We start from the raw sequence: 18,643 nt of genomic DNA, 5'->3' as shown, positions 1-18,643 counted from the left end.
ATTATTTTAAAGGATAATTTCTTTTTAGAATAAATTTATTAATTAAAATTGCTAATAGCAAAATTAAAATACATCCAAAAATTATTGGACTAATTAGATATTCATAAGATACACTTCCAATTATAACTATAATGGGGTTACCACCAGCAGGAGGATGAACTACATTTAGCAAGATCATAAAAAAAATTCCAGCTCCAACAGCTAAAGCAATGTTAATATAAATTGGAAGTGGAATATAATTAACAAAAATTATACCTACCAAGGCAGTTATAAGATGACCAAAAAAAACATTTTTAGGTTGTGCAAAAGGACTTTCAGGAAAACCATACAACAAAACCATTGAAGAACCAAATGATCCTGCTAAAAAATATCCCAATGTGCTTTTATAAGTAAGCACAGTTAATACACCAATAGTGAATGCAGAAAAAAAACCTGCTATTAATGCTTTTTGTAAAATTGGTTTTGTAATCTTTATCATTTAAGTCTTCAAAGCTTTTAAAACAGTTTTTAAAGGAAGTAACAAACACTCTTTTCTTGAGAGATTTTTTTTATCTAATATTTCTTTAAAATCATTCCAGTGTTTTTCAATATTAACCTTAACATCATCAAATAATTTTTCACCGTTAGCTATAAAATCCTTAATTTCTTCTACGCTTTTATCTTTTACTTTTCTGGAGAGTAAACTAACTGATGCTTGACAATAAATGCATGATTTGCATTGATAACCCATATCCTTAATCACATCATTTTTAACTACTAAGCTTATTTCCATTTCATCTCCACATAATGGATTTTTATTTTTTGATTTATGGGTAAAGTTTTCAATAATTTTATTATGTTCAGTATAAGAAGCTATTTCTAAAATTCTAAGGTTCATTATATTTCTTTAATTCAAGTTTTAATGTTTTATATTTTGATAAATGGATCATAACAATATTTTAGGAGTAGTACTAGCAGGTGGAAAGTCACAAAGGTTTGGTGAAGATAAATGCCAAGTTAAATTAGGTGATAGATTATTGATTGATTACATTTTATCGGAAATTACTGATGAATTTGAAGAGATATTATTAGTAGCCAATAACTCAATCAATTTTAAGAAATCTAAAAATATTACATTAATAAACGATTTTAAGAAAAATTTAGGACCACTAGGAGGAGTTTTGACGGCTATGAAATGGGTCAAAGAAAATAATAAAAATTATCAGTGGATATCAACTTTTCCTGCCGATACTCCATTTTTTAAAACGCATATATTAAAAAAGTTTTTACAAGCCATAAATTTTGATGAGAACAAACTTTTCTTCATTAAATCAAATAATACACGACACAATATATTTGGACTTTGGTCTATTGATCTATTAGATAAATTAGAAGAAGATTTAGACAAAGGAGAGAGAAAGGTTGAAATTTGGGCAAATAGCATAGGAGTTAAATCAATTGATATGCATTTTGAAAATAAAGATCCTTTTTTTAACATTAATACCAAAGAAGAATTGGCAAAAGCTGAAGAAATTTTAAAAAATGATTAGTTATCAAGACTCAAAAAAAATTTTGAAGAAAGCAATCATCAAAATTAAAGATGAAGACATTAAGAGTACAAACTCTTTAAACAGAGTTTTGTCAAAAGATATTTATTCTAATATTAATTATCCGTCAGGAGATAATGCAGCTTTTGATGGTTATGCAATAAATTCTAATGATACAAAAAAAATTAAAAAAAAATTATCAATAAATTTCAAAATTATAGGTTCTATTGCTGCAGGCACAAAACCTTTTAAAAAAAAGATCAATAAATTTGAAGCTATCGAGATTATGACTGGTGGAATAATGCCAATAGGTTTTGATACTATCATTCCAATTGAAAAAATTATTTTTAGTACAGATAAAAAACATATTTTGATTAACAAAAAGATTAGAAAATATAATCATGTCAGGTTTGCAGGTTCTGATTATAAAAAAAATGAATTAGTCATAAAAAAAAATACAATTATTCAAGCTAATCATATTTTAGCTTTTAAAACACTGGGTATTAAAAATATTAAAGTTAAAAAAAAGATAAATATATTATTTTTCTCTACAGGAAATGAAATATCAAATAAAGATGATATCCCTGACTGGAAAGTCAGAAATTCTAATAGCCATTATATCAAAAGCTTAAATGAAAATTTTTTGTTTAATTTTATTGATGGTGGAATTTTAAAAGATAATCATCAAAATATTTTTAAATCAAAAATTACTCAAACATTTAATTCCAAAATAGATATCATTATTACCTCAGGTGCAGTTTCTGCTGGAAAGTTTGATTTTATTCCTGATGTGATAAAGTCCTTTAAATTAGATCATTTTTTTAAAGGTGTAGCAATCAGACCTGGAAAACCTATTTTATTTGCTAGGATCAAAGGTAAACAAAAAACAATTTTTGGATTACCTGGTAACCCAATGTCTTCCGCTGCTTGCTTTAGATTTTTTGTATATCCTTACATAGAGAATATTTTGGGTCTTAATAGCGAAAAGCCTTTCAAAGCTATTCTTAAAAATAGTTTCTTAAAGAAGAAAAACTTTACGAGGTTTGCTAAAAGTAAATTAAACACAACTAAAAATGGAAAAATGGAAGTTGAAATTCTTAAAGGACAAGAGTCGTTTAGAATTAAATCATTTGTAAAATCAAATATTTGGACATTATTGCCAGCAGGCAAGACTAGGTTTAAAAAAGGAGAAATTGTTGATTGTTTTTTGCCTAACAACTCAAATTCAACCTTAATTTAGGTATTGTCATTTTTGTTGTAGTTAAATCTATTTAGAATTAAATATCTGAATATGTTTGAGCTTAGAAATCCTAAAGTTGCAGCTCCCGTTGTTTTATTTGCAGGTCTTGTCTGGTCTTTTGGACCACTGGTAGTACGATATATGAATGATCCGCATTTAATACCTTGGCAGTATATTTTTGGCAGAGGCTTAACAATATTTATTTTATTAAATCTTTATTTATTTTTTGAAGAAGGAAAAAATTTTTACAAAAATTATTTTAAGATGGGTTTATCTGGTTTAATTGGTGGATCAGGTCTAGGTGTTGCGATGATTTCTTTTATGTTTTCTATAACAAATACAAGTGCAGCAATTACACTTTTATGTCTTGCCGCTATGCCATTTTTTACAGCTTTACTTGCTTTTTTATTTTTAAAAGAAAAAATTTCTTTAAATGTTTGGGTGTCAATCTTTATTGCAACTGTTGGTATTGGCATCATGGCTGTAGGAAATAATGCCCAAACATCTTTTGTAGGATTTGTTTTTGGTATCACATCTTCATTAGGGTTTGCAGTTTTTTCAGTCACTCTAAGATGGCGTAAAGAAACACCCAAGTTTACAACAACTGCATTTGCTGGTTTTTTCTGTTTTGTTTTTGCAACGATAGTAATTTTGAATAAAGATCTAGTTTTCTTTTCATCAAGCTATAACAGCTCGTTATTCTCTCTGCATGGAACCCTAGTATGTTTGGGTTTAATTTTATACTCTATTGGATCTAAAGCTATTCCAGCAGCAGAATTAACTTTATTATCTCTAACTGAAGTAATAGGAGGAATTTTTTGGGTATGGTTGCCTTTGTTTGGCATAAATGAAATTCCAACAACTAATACTATTATTGGTGGATTCTTTCTTTTTATTTCACTTACTTATTACAGTCTAGTGATGAGATGGAATAAAAGATACATAGGATTAAATTAAATGGAAAGACCTGATTTTTTTACATTAAAAAATGGAGAGAAAGTTAAACTTCCTTTTTCAAATACTGAATACGATAGAAGAGTTAACAACTTAAGAAAAGTAATGGATAAAAATAATCTTGATATGGTTATTTTAACATCAATGCATAACATTGCATATTACACAGGATTTATTTATTGTTCTTTTGGCAGGCCTTATGGTTGTGTAGTCACAAAAAATAAAATTTCTACAATCTCAGCAAACATTGATGCTAGCCAGCCCTGGAGAAGGTCACATTGTGATAATGTAATTTATACAGATTGGAAAAGAGATAATTTTTTACGAGCCATAGTATCTATCATTGGAAGAGATGAGCCTCCAAAAAATATTGGTCTAGAGAACGATCATGTCACTTTAGATATGAAAGAAAAAATAGGATCAATTTTTATATTTTCAGTTTTTAGCGATATTTCAAAAGATCTGATGCAACTAAGAATGATTAAATCTAATGAAGAGATTGAAATTATTAAAAATGGAGCAAGAATTGCTGATTTAGGTGGAGAAGAAATAGTTAAAAATATCAAAGAGGGCAATACAGAAATTGAGATAGCTATTGCAGGTCGTGATCGAATGGAACGTGAAATTGTAAAATCATATCCAGATGCAGAATATATGGATACCTGGGTTTGGTTTCAGTCAGGTATTAATACTGATGGTGCACACAATCCAAAGACAAATAAAAAACTAATTAATGGAGATATTTTATCACTTAATACTTTTCCAATGATTTCAGGATACTATACGGCTCTCGAGAGAACATTATTTTTAGATCATGCAGATGATGCATCATTAAAAGCTTGGGAAGCAAATGTTAAAGTTCACAAAAGAGGTTTAGAGCTTATTAAGCCAGGTGTTAAATGCTCTGATATTTGTCACGAGCTAAATGAACTGTTTGCAGAACTAGGATATCTGCATTACCGAACTTTTGGATACGGACATTCTTTTGGGGTTCTTTCTCATTTTTACGGAAGAGAAGCAGGATTAGAACTTAGAGAAGATATTGACACTGTCCTTGAAGAAAACATGGTTATCTCAATGGAACCGATGATAATGATACCTGAAGGAAATCCAGGAGCAGGTGGGTATAGAGAACATGATATATTGGTAATCGGTAAAGATGGCGCAGAAAACATCACAAAATTTCCTTTCGGGCCTGAACATAATATTATAAGAAATTAAAAATTATGAGTGATAACAAAACTATTGTTAATAGTTGGAATGAGTGGGATCCATTAAAACATGTGATCGTAGGAAGAGCTGATGGAACTTGTATACCAGCTCCAGAGCCAGCACTTGATGCTAAAGTTCCAGAGGATAGTGACATGAGAGGTCAGTTTGGCCCAAGAACCAAAGATACTGTTGATAAAGCTAATCAACTCTTAGATGATTTTTCAAATATGCTAATAAAAAAAGGAGTTAAAGTAGATAGACCAACTCCAATTGATTTTAATAAAAAAACTTCAACGCCTGATTGGGAAGCAGAAACGATGTTTGGCTGTATGCCGCCAAGAGATGTTTTGCTTACAGTAGGAAATGAAATGTTAGAAGCAACAATGAGTTATCGTTGTAGATGGTTTGAATATCTTTGTTACCGTCCTTTGCTTCAAGAATATTATAATCAAGACCCAAACATGAGACATGAGTCAGCACCAAAACCAAGACTTACAGATAAAGATTATAGAAAAGACTATTTGTCAGATAAAATTGGTATTCAAAAAAGATTAGAATGGACTGAAGATAAATTTTTTGTAACTACTGAAGAGGAGCCATTATTTGATGCAGCAGATGTACTCAGATTTGGTAAAGATCTTGTAGTTCAGCATGGTTTTACAACCAATTTAAAAGGAATTGATTGGTTAAAGAGACATTATAAAAAACATAGAGTTCATGCTGTTAATTTCCCAGGTGACCCTTACCCAATTCATATTGATGCAACCTTTACTCCAATTAAAGAAGGTTTAATTATCAATAACCCTCAAAGAAGATTACCAAAAGAACAGAGAAAATTATTTGAAGATAATGGGTGGGAAATTGTTGATAGCGCACAACCTGCTCATAATGAACCACCACCTTTATGTTATTCATCAACTTGGCTATCAATGAATGTATTAGTTCTAGACCCTAAAACAGTGTGTGTTGAAAAAAGTGAAGTTTATCAGCAAGAGCAATTAGATAAATTAGGCATGGAAGTTATTCCGGTTGATTTAAGAGATGCTTATGCATTTGGTGGGGGACTTCATTGCTGTACAGCCGATGTATATAGAGAAGGCACTCTAAAAGATTATTTTCCAAAACAATAATATGGCTAAAATTAAAACAAAAAGGGAGCGGGTAAAATTCGCTTCAGATAATGTTGCTGGTGCTTGTCCTGAAGTTCTTGATGCAATTATCAAAGCAAATGACGGTGATAGTACTCCTTATGGAAACGATCAAATATCAACTGAATTACAGGACAAGTTTTCAGAGATATTTGAAAAAGAGGTAATTGTTTTTCCAACAGCATCTGGAACAGCAGCTAATGCTTTAGCACTATCAACAATGACCCCATCATTTGGAAACATTTATTGTCACAAGTTATCTCATATAAATACAGACGAATGTGGTGCTCCTGAGTTTTATACAGGAGGTGGAAAACTAGTCACATTACAAGGAATTGATGGAAAAATAACAAATAAAGAATTAGATGAAGCAATTGGTGGAAAAGGAATTGTTCATCACACACAACCTTCATCAGTTAGTATTACACAAGTTTGTGAAACTGGAGAAGTTTATCAATTAGATGAAATTAAAAAAATTTCAGATGTTGCTCATAAACATAATCTTAATATGCACATGGATGGAGCAAGGTTTGCTAATGCATTAGTTTCTCTAGATGTAACACCTGCTGAGATGACTTGGAAATCAGGTATTGATGTATTATCATTTGGGGCAACTAAAAATGGCTGTCTTGCTGCAGAAGCAATAATTTTTTTTAAGAAAGACTTAGTTGGTAATATTGCATTTTTAATGAAAAGAGCAGGGCACTTATTATCAAAAATGCGTTTTGTTTCAGCTCAATTAGATGCTTATATTTCAAATGATGTTTGGTTGAGAAATGCAAAACATGCAAACAAAATGGGAAAAAGACTAAGTGAAGGATTGACTCATCATTCAGATGTTAAACTTTCATATCCAACGGAAGCTAACGAAGTATTTGCAAAATTTCCCAGAAACATGATCGAACATTTAAATTCAAAAGGTTATAAAATGAATGAAGAAGAGTTAGATGGTAAATCTGTAAGATTAGTTGCTGCTTGGAACACTCAAGAAGAAGACGTTGATGGCTTGCTAGAGACTTTAAAAAATTCTAATTAGGATTTTGTTTTAAAAATTCAATATATTTTACAACTTCCTCAAACTTTTCATCAGGTATATCTTTATAACTAGCATTGAAATGATCTTTCACACATATAGCAACATGTGCGTAGGAATTTCTGCCTTTAGGATGGTTTGGGTGATCAGGTAGTTGGCCCACCAAATAATCGCCAGCTTCCTGTATCATTTTCCACAGTTTACTTGCGTTTTCTTTGTTCACACTGTCCCATTTCTTGTTTTATATCTTTTAAATCGAGTTTAAATCGAGTTATCCTATAAAATTTTATAATTATATTTCAATAAGCTTCTTTTGCTTAGAGAGTTTTAAAATTTTTTCTTTAAACTTTTAAAAGGTTTTTTTGAAATCTCTGGGTTCGTAAAAAAAGCACTTGCAGGTTTAATAGGGATTTTTTTATTGTTACAACATTGATAAATACCTAATTTTAGATAATTTTTCTTTTTTCCTATAGTTAACGTTCGACCTTTCCAGTCTACTACAAGTTTAGTATCCAAATAAATTTGAAATATACCTTCATTACCATAATCCCATCGTGAAAAAATTACAAACTCTGTCCACTTACCTCTTAATTCTTGAATTGAAGTAAATTGAATTCTCGTTAAATCCTTACAGTCTCCTTGCCAAGTTTTCATTAATTCAAAATACAATACTCCTTTTTCCCCTCCTTTACTCGTAAATGATACATGAGGGCATTCACCGTTGTGCCATTGGGCTAACAATAATTTTCCAGTATCTTGGATTGGAAAGTCCTCTGGCAAATAAACATACCATCGATACCAGCTCTCTTTTGGTTGTTTTTGGTTATACTGAGAAATTTCAGAACGAACACTATTTTCTGCACAATCTGAATCTTTAAATTCTCCAACATGATCTTCCCCCCCCTTTTTGTCCCTTTTGATATCACCACACTCAGATCCAAATTTAAAAAAATGTACTTTCTTTGTTGGCGCTAAACCTGTTGGATCATTTATTTTTTTATAAAATTTAGTGTTTTCATCTTTAACCATTTTAATTTTTTTTGCATTTGCGTGTTGAACTTGAAAAAGTATCATCAAAATTATTAATATAATTTTCATAAAAATTAAGAATAGTTTATTTATTTTTTTGATGATTAAATATTAGCAAGTCTTAAGCTATAAATCTATTTGATTTATCTCTTTTAAATCGAGTTTAGCATCGAGTTTTTTAATTAAATTGATGAGTCTTTAAGCGATTTATTTTAAGTTAACTTTTTAATATCCGCATAAGTACTGTAGAATAGTGTAGGTGAGTGTAGGATAGGTTGAACCGCTAATCCCCCAAATAATCGCCAGCTTCCTGTATCATTTTCCACAGTTTACTTGCGTTTTTTTTATTCACACCGTTCCATTTATTGATTTATCTCTTTTGTTTCAAGCTATCCTATAAAATCCTATATCTAAATTCAATAAGACTGAGGCGTGGCCATCTACTATAATTGCTGTTAGGTTAAAAGTAGATAAATACAAATAATAACTTAACCAAGGATAATAAAATGATTTTCATGTGTACATATCAATTAGATCGAGACAAGCAAGCAGAGACACAAGCTTTTTTTGCAAATATGACTGATGAGCAAATTGCTGGAGAATACCCTGCTGATGTAAAACAAATTGGTCGTTGGCATGATGCAGCTAATGGAAGTGGCCTAATAATAGTTGAGACAGATAATCAAGAATCGTTAACAGCATGGATCATGGGTTGGTCTGGGGCATGTACTTTTCCTATTGTTAAACCAGTATTGGATGATGCTAATGCAAGAAAAGCTATTAAAGCTATGATGGCTAATCAAAAAGGTTAATCAAAAAAATTTAGTTACCCTTATTCAAGAGGGTAACTAAAAAAACCCAGAATCACGATCCCTAAAAGTTTTTTCATTTATTTTATTTTATTTATGTTGGCATAAGCACAGCTCATGTGTATTCCAAATCCTCCACTATTCTGAATATATCTAGACCAACCATATGGCTCTAAATAATACTTTATCAACTTTTTTGTTGTTTCTTTATTTGGGAATCTTTTGACATATGCATGAGCCCAACCTAGGGTGTTGTCATTAATTCCTGTTTTTTTAAGTATACGTTTTGTTTCCATAATTTCTGGATTTATATAAGCTTTCTTTTTAGCGCCAGAATCAGGATAACCAAGATATGTTATTAAAAAATCAATCATTTTATGAACGGTTACACCTTTTTTTGTTTCAAATGAATAAAGGTCATAGCCTTGATTTGCGAAAACTTCTGCGATCATAACCATACCTCCTACCACTTGAGTCATTTTTAATAAACCTCTCTTACTTCGATTACTTTTACCTTTTTGTTTTCTTATTTCATGAGAAGAACTCCCATCTTTTCTTGTAACATTAAGAGCTATTCCATAAAATTTTAAACCAGCTTGAAAATATTTTTCATCACCACTTAAAATACTCCACAAAGTATATATTCTAGCTTTAGAGGCTTCAGTATGATTTCCTGGTGTCATTTTATCTTTTGATCCATCATTCGTACCTATGGAAGTTTTAGCTACAGTTTTTTCAAACCATTCATAAATTATTTTATCTTCTTCTGCTGTAAGTGCTTTTTCTTGTCTCAAAACATCAAATGCAATCAACATACCAACTAAAGTTTGCCTAACATTTTCAAGAGTATCAATATAAGCAAAATCACTATCCCATTCTTTGTTATAACCATCAGATATTAGAACATTAAAAGAATTTTCTTTAGACCATAATAAAATTTGTTCTTTCATTTTATCAAGGTAAAAAGCATCACCTGTAGCTAACCATCCTCGAGTATGCTTATTTACAATTTCTATCATTGGTTCTGCAAAATTTATAAAATCTATCGGACTTGCACCTTCTTGTTTCCATTTATGACCACCAATTTCTGGCATTGAAGGAAATAATTCATAACTTTTAGATGGCTTACATAATCTATGATTATTTTTATATCCTTTTAACTCTAGACGTCTTTTAACAACATCTATGTAAATTTTAGACCCTGGGTTTTTTACCTTATAATCTTTTAAATTAACTTTTCCTGGTATTTTTAATTTCTTTATTGATCCAGATATTGATTTGACTGGATCTTTAATTTTTGGATATTTTTCAGCAATACCAACGCTGCACCACAACAAACCCAGAACCACGATCCCTAAAAGTTTTTTCATTTTATAATCCAATAAATGATATTTATTATATAAACCAAAATACTATAAAATATAAACATTAGGATTTTTTCTTTTCCCGTTTTTTCTTTCCAATTCAATGTAAATAATACTGATGGAGTGGTTACTAATAAGAGAACTCCAATAACAATTATAAGCACTGATAAAATTATAAATACATTCATAAGTTCTCTTTTCTTCTATATTCAATCATGACAAACCCAGAACTATAATCCCTAAAAGTTTTTTCATAATTCAAAACCCTACCAAACCTCTAATCAGGTGTCTAGGTGATGGAATGATTGTTATTTAATAAAATATATACTACATAGCTTTCTTTATGTTTTGATATATTTTAAAAAATTATTTAATTAAAAAGGATACACAATGAAAGCTGTCGTTTATAAAGATTATACTGCCAATATTGAAATTATTGATATTGAAAAGCCAAAACTTCAAGATAAGTCTGTCCTAGTAGAAGTGCATGCTGCTAGCATTAATCCGATCGATAATATTCTACATGCAGGTTATCTAAAAGAAATGCTAGAGCTTAGCTTTCCCCACGTTATGGGCTACGATGTTTCAGGCAAAGTAGTCGAGGTTGGTAAAGATGTACTTAATGTCAAAGTTGGTGATGAAGTGTTTGCTCGTCCCAATCAAGAAGACGCTGGCTCTATTGCTGAATTCGCTCGTATCCAAGAAAATGAACTTGCTATTAAACCAGAAAATCTAAGCCATATAGACGCGGCATCTGTCCCACTAGCGGGTTTGACAGCATGGCAGGCATTAGTTACGAAAGGTAATATTAAGCAAGGTGACAAAGTGTTGATTCACGCTGGTTCAGGTGGTGTTGGAACGCTTGCCATCCAAATTGCAAAACATTTTGGGGCAACAGTTGCAACGACTACAAGTTCTAAAAATACTGAACTAGTTAAAAGTTTGGGAGCTGATCTAATAATTGATTATAGCACTCAGTCATTTGAAGATGAATTGTCTGATTATGATTTAGTCTTTGATATGATCGGTGGTGATGTACTTGCTAAGTCTTTCAAGGTTTTAAAAAAGGGAGGTACTCTGATTTCTATTAAGGGTCAAGATACTGAAAACCTTGCTAAAAAATATGGTGTAAACTTTGAATGGTTTTTCATGTCACCTGATGGAGCAATGCTAACAGAACTTGTAACATTAATTAGTCAGGGTACCATTAAGACTATCATTGATAGTACGTATCCAATGGAACAGGCTTCAGAAGCTTTTGGAAAACTAGCAGAAGGTCGAACCAAAGGTAAAATTGTTCTTACAATTAAATAGAGTTTAGATAATCAAGCTATTTAAGTTTAAATCCCGAACAATGAGTCTATTTGCTTTAAAATAGCTATTTGATTTATCTCTTTTGTTTCGAGTTTGACATCGAGTTTTTTAATTAAATTGATGAGTCTTAAAGTAATTTTTTTTAAGCTAACTTTTCATTATCCGCATAAGTACTTTAGAATAGTGTAGGTGAGTGTAGGATAGGTTGAACCGCTAATCCCGTAAATAATCGCCAGCTTCCTGTATCATTTTCCACAGTTTACTTGCGTTTTCTTTATTCACACTGATCCATTTCTTGATTTATCTCTTTTGTTTCTAGTTAGTTTCTAGTTATCCTATAAAATCGTCTAAAAATATTCAATAAGCCTGAGGCATGGCTAAAATTGAAAGGATTTTATTCATTAGTCTTCTACTTAATTAAACTTTTAAAAAATTTTTTTAACATTAATACCAACAATACTTTCAGAATTAACATTAAAACTATTTTGTAATTCAATATTGTAATTTAAATCCCACCCAGACTTGGATTGATGATCATATTGTATTGAAAATTGTGAAGTGTTTTCATTTGTTAAATTGGAATGAAAACTTAGTTCTGCATTTGGTTTTATTAAGTAAGATCCTGCAAAATTCATAGTATTAGTATAACCTGAATCAATTTCTTCATTTCTCTCAAAACTTGCAGTACAGAACATATTTTCTCCAATATCTAAATCTGTTCCAAGGGTGACTTTATAATTATCTGATGATTCATTTACACCCTTATTAGTATAATTAGTATTTGGATATGCTTTATGATACGAAACTATTGTATCATTTGAGTCGGTACTTCCTCTTCCATATTCAAAACGACTAAATGGTTTAAATTTTAAATTGTTAATTTCATACGAATTATTAATTAGAAAACCCAATGATGATTTACTATTTTCAATTTTCATTTCATTGTATTTTAGAGCTGAAATTTTACCACTTTCTAAATATTCATCTAAAATAGTATATCCTAGATCAATTCTTCCATAAGGAGATATATTTAAATCTTTTTTTATAAATTCACCTCCATAGACAATTGATCCAAAAATTTGATTACCATTTCTCTTCCCAAATAAAAATCCTGCTTCATGTTTTCGTCTTGAGTCAATTTTTAAACTGCTAATACCTATATTCGTATCAATAAAAGTTTTATTATTAAATGGAAAGGTTGCATAAGAAGATAAGCTAAACATATCTGTTTTTAGGTTAGTGTCAGATGTACCTATATCTACATCATCAAGACCAACTCTAAGTGCAAAACCATACATTCTTCTATCGCTTACTTTTTTATCAACACCAATTGTAATACCTGTTGTTTGAATTTCTTGCAGTGAAGCAAGCGAGGTATTATCTATTTCACCCAATGTAACTGTACCTTCGCTCCAAAAAGCCCAATTATTGTTAAATAAATCTTTGGTACGATTTATATATTTATCAAAATTTAACGCAGTGGCAATTTCTGTATATTCTTCATCACTAAATTTAATTTTGATTCCTTGTTCAGATAAATTATTAACATCTCTGTTTCTTCTTAACCACTCCATTCTATTCAATACAGCATAAGATGATTGTTCTATAAAACGTTTAGAAGTTTCTCTTTGAGCATCTATTAAAGCAATAACATCCTTTTCATTAAATGGATTTTCTAAATCCTCTTTTAAAAACTCTGCAGTAAAAGTTTTACTTGAAGCTGGAATAACATTATCCGCAAAATCTTCTACCGTTGCACCAATTGCTGCATATATTTTTTGTGCACTTGTAAAATTGCTGACAGGATCAATTGTAATAATAGTTTTTGCAGAATTAATTGTTGCAACAAATGGAATATCAGCTCCATTTGCATCTGTATCTTTTAATGTCATTAAACTTCCAACATCGGAGCTTATTAAAGTTGTGTCATCTAAATTTCGAATTGCTTCACTAAAAGTAAAAGTAATATCTGAATTAACAGCAATAGATGCTGTAATAACAGCTTCAATTTCTACACTAGGTGGCAGTTTATCTGCTGCCGTAAAAGTAGATGATGTTGCGGTTATTGCATTACCATAAGAGTCTTCAACTGTAGCTCCAACTGCCACATAAACTGTTTGCTCACTTGTAATATCACTTACTAAATCAATAGTTATAATTGTCTTGTCAGAATTTATAGTGGCATCAAAAGCAATATCTGCCCCAGTTGAATTGCTGTCCTTTAGAGTTATTAAGCTATCAACATTTGTATTATTAATAGCAGAGTTATCAAGTAATCTTACTTCTTCATTAAAGGTAATAATTACATCAGTATCAAGTGCAACTAATGTTGATCCATCTGCTGGATCAATAGTAACAACTGGAGCCGTTGAATCCGTAACACTAAAAGTGCCTGATGTTGCTGACATTGTATTATTTGATGAATCTTCAAGTGCTTGTATTGCTACACGCACAAACCTACCACTTATAAAATTTTCATCAGGGTTAATGGTTATAATTTTCTTGTCTGAATCAATAGTTGCTGTGAAATCAATAGATGCGTTATCTGATACATACTCAAGTGTAATTAAATTTCCAACATTTGAATTTGTTAGTTCAGAGTCATCTGGATTTCTTACAGCTTCATCAAACGATAGTGTAACATTTGCAGTAATAGGCACACCTGTTGATGTATCTGCTGGATCAAAAGTGACTTCTGGTGCAGTGGAATCAGCTGCCGTAAATGTTACAGAACTTGCACTTATAGCATTGTCTGAAGAGTCTTCTACAGTAGCACCAATTGCCACATACACAACTTGTTCACTCGAAAAACTATTATCTGGCGTTATGGTAATTAATTGTTTTGTGGAATCTATTAATGCCGTAAAACTAATATTAGATCCATTAGTATTAGTTTCTTTTAAAGTAATTAGACTACCAACGTTGGCATCTGTTAAAGATGTATTATTAATATTTCGAACTACTTCATCAAAAGCAATTGTTATATCAGAATTAACGGCAATACCAGTCTCTGAGTCAGCTGGACTAAAAGTTACTGTTGGTGGTGTTGAGTCAGCGGCTGTAAAAGTAATGGATTGAGCTGTTATTGCATTATCTGATGAATCTTCAACTGTTGTTCCAATTGCCACATAAACAACTTGTTCACTAGAAAAATTACTATCAGGGTTAATAGTAATAATTTTTTTATCTGAGTTAATTGTAGCGTTAAAACTAATATTATCTCCATCTTCATCTGAATTTTTTAATGTTATCAAGCTATCGACATTAGTGTCGGTTAAAACTGTATTATTTGTATTTCGTATTGCTTCATTAAAAGTAAGAGTAATATTTGAACTAACTGTTACATCAGTATCAGAGTCTGATGGATTAAAAGTAATAGTTGGGGCTACAGTATCAGCAACTGTAAATGTTATAGACGAGTTTGATATTGCGTTATTATAATAATCTTCAACGGTTGCACCTATTTCTACATAGACTACTTGACTGCTAGAAAAGTTACTTGAGGGGTTGATCGTTATAACTTTTTTAGTATTATCTATAGTAGCATTAAAAGGTATTCTATTTCCTGAAGAGTTTGTTTTTCTTAATGTAATTAAACTATCAATATCTGTATCAGCAATATCTGTATCATCAATATGTCTAATAGCTTTATCAAAAGTAATTGTAATATTAGTGTCAACAGCGTTACCTGTACTGTTATCTGAAGGATTAAATGTCAAAGATGGCGGTGAAGTAGGAGCAGCAACAGTAAAGCTTATATTTGATGCGCTTATCGCGTTATTTGAGGAGTCTTCAACAGTAGCCCCAATTGCAACATATACAACTTGTTCACTTGAAAAATCACTATTAGGATTTATTGTAATAATTTTTTTATCAGAGTCGATAGTAGCATCAAAATCAATATTTGAGCCACTAGAGTTATCTTCTTTAAGTGTAATTAGAGTGTCGATATTAGAGTTTGTTAGTTCTGAATTATCTGTATTTCTTATTGCTTCATCAAAGGTAATTGTAATATTGGTGTTATCTGCAATACCAGTTGTACCATCTAAAGGACTAAAAGTTAGAGTTGGTGCTTCAACGTCTGCAGTAGTAAAATTAAGTGTAGTTGTATCTGTTATTCCCACATATGAATTACTAGAACTATCATCAAATGCTGTTGCTTCAATTTTAACATAATAACTTGTAAAACTGTCTAGGGTAGTTGCTGGATTAACGGTAATTTCTGTTGATCCTGAACCTGAAACTTTAGCATTACCAATTGGAATTGATTCTACTTCAGAAGTCATCAGATGTTTTGTAGATAATAATATTTCCACTTTCAGCATCAACAGCTTCATTGAATGTTAAAACAATATTTGCATCTACAGCAATACCTGTAGCGCCATCAGCTGGAGTAGATGATGATAGGGTTGGTGCACCTATATCTGCTGTTGTAAAATTAAGGGTTGTGGCATCACTAATACCTGCATACGAATTACTCGAGCTATCATCAAACGCAGTAGCAGCTACTTGTATATAATAAGCCGTTGATCCATCTAATGTTGTCGAAGGATTTATTGTTATTGTTGTAGAGCCTGATCCAGATACTTTAGCATCACCAACAGGTATAGACTCCACTTGAGAGTCATCAGATGTTTTGTAGATAATAATATTTCCACTTTCAGCATCAACAGCTTCATTGAAATTAAGTACAATATTTGTATCAACTGCAATACCAGTAGCTTCATCAGCTGGTGTAGATGACGATAAGGTTGGTGCATTAACGTCAGCCGTTGTAAAGTTAAGCGAAGTCTTATCATTAATCCCAGCATAAGAATTACTAGAACTATCATCAAAAGCAGTTGCAGCAATTTGAACATAGTAGGCAGTTGAACTGTCTAAAGTTGCTGCTGGGTTAATAGTAATTTGAGTTGATCCTGATCCAGAGACTTTAGCATTGCCGACAGGAATTGACTCAACTTCAGAATCATCAGAAGCCTTATAAATAATAATATTACCACTCTCAGCGTCAACAGCTTTACTAAAATTTAGAACAATATTATCATTAACACCTACCTCTGTTGCGCCATCAGTAGGAGTAGATGATGTTAGTGTTGGAACATCAGTATCAACAACAGTAAAAGTTGCATTGGCTGCAGTAATTGCTTGTCCACAAGTTTGATCTTCAACTGTAGCACCTATTGCCACATACACATTTTGTTGGCCTGTAAGATTGCTGTCAGGATTAATAGTAATAACTTTTTTATCAGAATCAATCGTAGCATCAAAAGCAATATCTGCACCGCTTGAATTATTCACTTTTAAAGTGATAAGACTATCAACGTTAGTGTTTGTTAAAGCGCTATCATCTGTGTTACGCATGGCATGATTAAAAGTTAATGTAATGTTTTCTGTAGGTTGAACATCATTATCAGAGTTGGCAGGATCAAAAGTAACAGTTGGAAGAGTCGTATTCGTTAATGTACCACTACCTGTGGTTGTAGTGCCTGCCACAAAAAGACAAAGCCCACTTGTGTTCCAGGTTCCAGAGGAGCTAATTGTAAAATCATTATCAACATCTACGTGGTTTGTAGATTGTGTTCCTGCACTGCCGCTTAAAATAACATTATAAAAATCTTGTGCTTGATCGGTGATACCACCCGAGGTAATAGTTGACGTTCCATCAAAAGTGACTGTACCTGATCTAGATTTAAAAATATCACTATTTGTCCAATTTCCTGCAACATTAATACTTCTATCATCTGAGGAAACATCGAGTGTTCCATCTGTAATTGTTAGTGCTCCATCAACATTTAAATTAGCATCAAGGGTGTAAGTTCCAGTACCATTAAAAGTTAGATTATAATAATTATCACCGTATTCTAGATCATTGTAGGTACCTGAACCATCATAAGTGATTGTTCCAGAGTTTGTATCTTTGTTAGTAATAGTTACTGTTTCATCCCCTTCTAATTGAAGCGTACCATTATTAACTAAAGTAGTCGCTGTCATGTTTAGTCCACTGATATCAAGAATTGCCCCAGAATTAATAGTAAGAGTTTTATCTATACCTACATTCTTTGTAGAAAATGAAACAACGCCAGTTGTATTGGTTATTGTTAAATTTTCAAAACTGGGCCAAGCACCGCTATTATGAGCTATAACATTTTGATTACCAGTTCCATTAAATATCACTGATGTTGAAGCGCTTGTATTGGTAACCTCTCGTCGATTACTACTATTTGCAATATAATTTCCTTTAACATACAGATCATTCCCGTCTACATTCAATATACCTCTATTTAAGGTTATGTTATTAACTTGCATATCCCCATTCATTCTCAGAGTTGTATTTTTATTATTTTTTATTACGTTATAAAAATCCTTACCTGTGCCTGTACCATTTGTTAAAACCTGATAACTAGAATCCCTTGGAGAAAATGTTACCGTACCATTACTGTGCGTGAAAGTTCCATTATTGATAAAACCACCTAGAAATAATGTGTTTTTTGCAGGTGCAATAAAAGTCCCGCCTTCATGAATGTTTAAGCTGGGAAAAATTTTAACTAAAAGTGCATTTGCTGATGAGAGAGTTCCTCCGTCATTAATATGAGACATGCTTTTACTTGCATTTAAAGTTGCATCAGTACCAAGAAATAATGTACCCCCATTAATGCTAAAATTTTGTCTTAATGTAAGTATTTGATTATTGGCTACACTAACAGTACCATCGTAGTTATTTTTCAGGATTAGTTTTTGAATAACGTTTCTTGATGTAAGTTCTGCATTACAATCACTACTATCAGCAGTCGCACCAAAAATTGCAACATCATTTTTATTTGGTCTTCTTGCTCCTCCTGGGCCATCTTTTGTGCTTGACCAGTTCGCATTATTGCTAAAATCGTTAGTAACACTACAATCTGCAGCCACCCAGAACTTATCATCAGCTAATAACTCAAAACTTGTAAGAGAAAATAAAATAACAAATAGAATGTTTATTTTTAAATTTTTGAACACATTGTTTATTATCTCCAA

General features: G+C 31.4%; 15 protein-coding genes. 8 read left to right on the top strand and 7 right to left on the bottom strand.

The genetic code is table 11. The features are described 5' to 3' along the window. Position 1: 1 nt before the first annotated feature. The gene (locus tag ACIJYA_RS04970) at positions 2 to 478 is read right to left on the bottom strand and encodes an HPP family protein (RefSeq protein ID WP_435087694.1); all 477 of its coding nucleotides are present in this window, start codon (positions 476 to 478) and stop codon (positions 2 to 4) included. Then, positions 479 to 877 (bottom strand): iron-sulfur cluster assembly scaffold protein, encoded by a 399-nt coding sequence (locus tag ACIJYA_RS04965; RefSeq protein ID WP_435087693.1) that lies wholly within the window; start codon positions 875 to 877, stop codon positions 479 to 481. Positions 878 to 920: 43 nt separating this feature from the next. Between ACIJYA_RS04965 and mobA the strand changes: the two genes are divergently transcribed. The 6 genes from mobA to ACIJYA_RS04935 are packed head-to-tail and all read left to right on the top strand — an operon-like array spanning position 921 to position 7,116. Further along, a complete protein-coding gene (gene mobA, locus ACIJYA_RS04960; RefSeq protein ID WP_435087691.1) occupies positions 921 to 1,529 on the top strand; it encodes a molybdenum cofactor guanylyltransferase in 609 nt (202 codons plus the stop codon). Beyond that, entirely contained in the window at positions 1,522 to 2,766 is a 1,245-nt protein-coding gene (locus ACIJYA_RS04955) for a molybdopterin molybdotransferase MoeA (protein ID WP_435087690.1), read from the top strand. The genes mobA and ACIJYA_RS04955 overlap by 8 nt, the downstream gene beginning before the upstream one ends. A 51-nt stretch (positions 2,767 to 2,817) precedes the next feature. Next, complete coding sequence (locus tag ACIJYA_RS04950) at positions 2,818 to 3,723, top strand: DMT family transporter (RefSeq protein ID WP_435087688.1); 906 nt, start codon at positions 2,818 to 2,820, stop codon at positions 3,721 to 3,723. Next, entirely contained in the window at positions 3,724 to 4,941 is a 1,218-nt protein-coding gene (locus ACIJYA_RS04945) for an aminopeptidase P family protein (protein WP_435087687.1), read from the top strand. It abuts the gene before it with no gap. A 5-nt stretch (positions 4,942 to 4,946) separates the two neighbouring features. Next, complete coding sequence (locus tag ACIJYA_RS04940) at positions 4,947 to 6,062, top strand: serine/threonine protein kinase (protein ID WP_435087685.1); 1,116 nt, start codon at positions 4,947 to 4,949, stop codon at positions 6,060 to 6,062. Position 6,063: 1 nt separating this feature from the next. Then, entirely contained in the window at positions 6,064 to 7,116 is a 1,053-nt protein-coding gene (locus ACIJYA_RS04935; RefSeq protein ID WP_435087683.1) for a threonine aldolase family protein, read from the top strand. Here ACIJYA_RS04935 and ACIJYA_RS04930 read toward each other — a convergent pair. Both ACIJYA_RS04930 and ACIJYA_RS04925 read right to left on the bottom strand, forming a co-directional pair. Next, the gene (locus tag ACIJYA_RS04930; RefSeq protein WP_435087681.1) at positions 7,109 to 7,336 is read right to left on the bottom strand and encodes a hypothetical protein; all 228 of its coding nucleotides are present in this window, start codon (positions 7,334 to 7,336) and stop codon (positions 7,109 to 7,111) included. The two genes, ACIJYA_RS04935 and ACIJYA_RS04930, sit on opposite strands and share 8 nt — an antisense overlap. 104 nt (positions 7,337 to 7,440) lie before the next feature. Continuing rightward, the gene (locus tag ACIJYA_RS04925; protein WP_435087679.1) at positions 7,441 to 8,211 is read right to left on the bottom strand and encodes a heparin lyase I family protein; all 771 of its coding nucleotides are present in this window, start codon (positions 8,209 to 8,211) and stop codon (positions 7,441 to 7,443) included. Between the two features lie 446 nt (positions 8,212 to 8,657). On the opposite strand from ACIJYA_RS04925, the gene ACIJYA_RS04920 reads away from it, so the two are divergent. After that, entirely contained in the window at positions 8,658 to 8,954 is a 297-nt protein-coding gene (locus ACIJYA_RS04920) for a DUF3303 domain-containing protein (protein WP_435087677.1), read from the top strand. A 77-nt stretch (positions 8,955 to 9,031) separates the two neighbouring features. Here the strand turns inward: ACIJYA_RS04920 and ACIJYA_RS04915 are convergent, their stop codons facing one another. Beyond that, complete coding sequence (locus ACIJYA_RS04915) at positions 9,032 to 10,321, bottom strand: alginate lyase family protein (protein ID WP_435087675.1); 1,290 nt, start codon at positions 10,319 to 10,321, stop codon at positions 9,032 to 9,034. Between the two features lie 384 nt (positions 10,322 to 10,705). Between ACIJYA_RS04915 and ACIJYA_RS04910 the strand changes: the two genes are divergently transcribed. Then, positions 10,706 to 11,629 carry an NADP-dependent oxidoreductase gene (locus tag ACIJYA_RS04910; RefSeq protein ID WP_435087673.1) on the top strand — a complete coding sequence of 308 codons (924 nt, stop codon included), beginning with the start codon at positions 10,706 to 10,708 and terminating at the stop codon, positions 11,627 to 11,629. Positions 11,630 to 12,054: 425 nt separating this feature from the next. On the opposite strand, the gene ACIJYA_RS04905 is transcribed toward ACIJYA_RS04910, so the two are convergent. Both ACIJYA_RS04905 and ACIJYA_RS04900 read right to left on the bottom strand, forming a co-directional pair. Further along, complete coding sequence (locus ACIJYA_RS04905; RefSeq protein ID WP_435087671.1) at positions 12,055 to 15,915, bottom strand: Ig-like domain-containing protein; 3,861 nt, start codon at positions 15,913 to 15,915, stop codon at positions 12,055 to 12,057. Then, positions 15,905 to 18,625, bottom strand: coding sequence for an Ig-like domain-containing protein (locus ACIJYA_RS04900; RefSeq protein WP_435087670.1), 2,721 nt, complete (start codon positions 18,623 to 18,625; stop codon positions 15,905 to 15,907). Before ACIJYA_RS04900 ends, ACIJYA_RS04905 begins: the two co-directional genes overlap by 11 nt. Positions 18,626 to 18,643 lie beyond the last annotated feature (18 nt).

This window comes from Candidatus Pelagibacter bacterium nBUS_29 (assembly GCF_051200905.1).
GTDB lineage: Bacteria > Pseudomonadota > Alphaproteobacteria > Pelagibacterales > Pelagibacteraceae > Pelagibacter.
This window is presented reverse-complemented; position numbering and strand designations above follow the sequence as displayed.

Coding starts and splice junctions, on each gene's coding strand:
- ACIJYA_RS04955 (WP_435087690.1), top strand. CDS start 1,522: ATGATTAGTTATCAAGACTCAAAAAAAATTTTGAAGAAAGCAATCATC.
- ACIJYA_RS04940 (WP_435087685.1), top strand. CDS start 4,947: ATGAGTGATAACAAAACTATTGTTAATAGTTGGAATGAGTGGGATCCA.
- ACIJYA_RS04935 (WP_435087683.1), top strand. CDS start 6,064: ATGGCTAAAATTAAAACAAAAAGGGAGCGGGTAAAATTCGCTTCAGAT.
- ACIJYA_RS04925 (WP_435087679.1), bottom strand. CDS start 8,211: ATGAAAATTATATTAATAATTTTGATGATACTTTTTCAAGTTCAACAC.
- ACIJYA_RS04905 (WP_435087671.1), bottom strand. CDS start 15,915: ATGACTTCTGAAGTAGAATCAATTCCAATTGGTAATGCTAAAGTTTCA.
- mobA (WP_435087691.1), top strand. CDS start 921: ATGGATCATAACAATATTTTAGGAGTAGTACTAGCAGGTGGAAAGTCA.
- ACIJYA_RS04950 (WP_435087688.1), top strand. CDS start 2,818: ATGTTTGAGCTTAGAAATCCTAAAGTTGCAGCTCCCGTTGTTTTATTT.
- ACIJYA_RS04965 (WP_435087693.1), bottom strand. CDS start 877: ATGAACCTTAGAATTTTAGAAATAGCTTCTTATACTGAACATAATAAA.
- ACIJYA_RS04910 (WP_435087673.1), top strand. CDS start 10,706: ATGAAAGCTGTCGTTTATAAAGATTATACTGCCAATATTGAAATTATT.
- ACIJYA_RS04915 (WP_435087675.1), bottom strand. CDS start 10,321: ATGAAAAAACTTTTAGGGATCGTGGTTCTGGGTTTGTTGTGGTGCAGC.
- ACIJYA_RS04920 (WP_435087677.1), top strand. CDS start 8,658: ATGTGTACATATCAATTAGATCGAGACAAGCAAGCAGAGACACAAGCT.
- ACIJYA_RS04945 (WP_435087687.1), top strand. CDS start 3,724: ATGGAAAGACCTGATTTTTTTACATTAAAAAATGGAGAGAAAGTTAAA.
- ACIJYA_RS04970 (WP_435087694.1), bottom strand. CDS start 478: ATGATAAAGATTACAAAACCAATTTTACAAAAAGCATTAATAGCAGGT.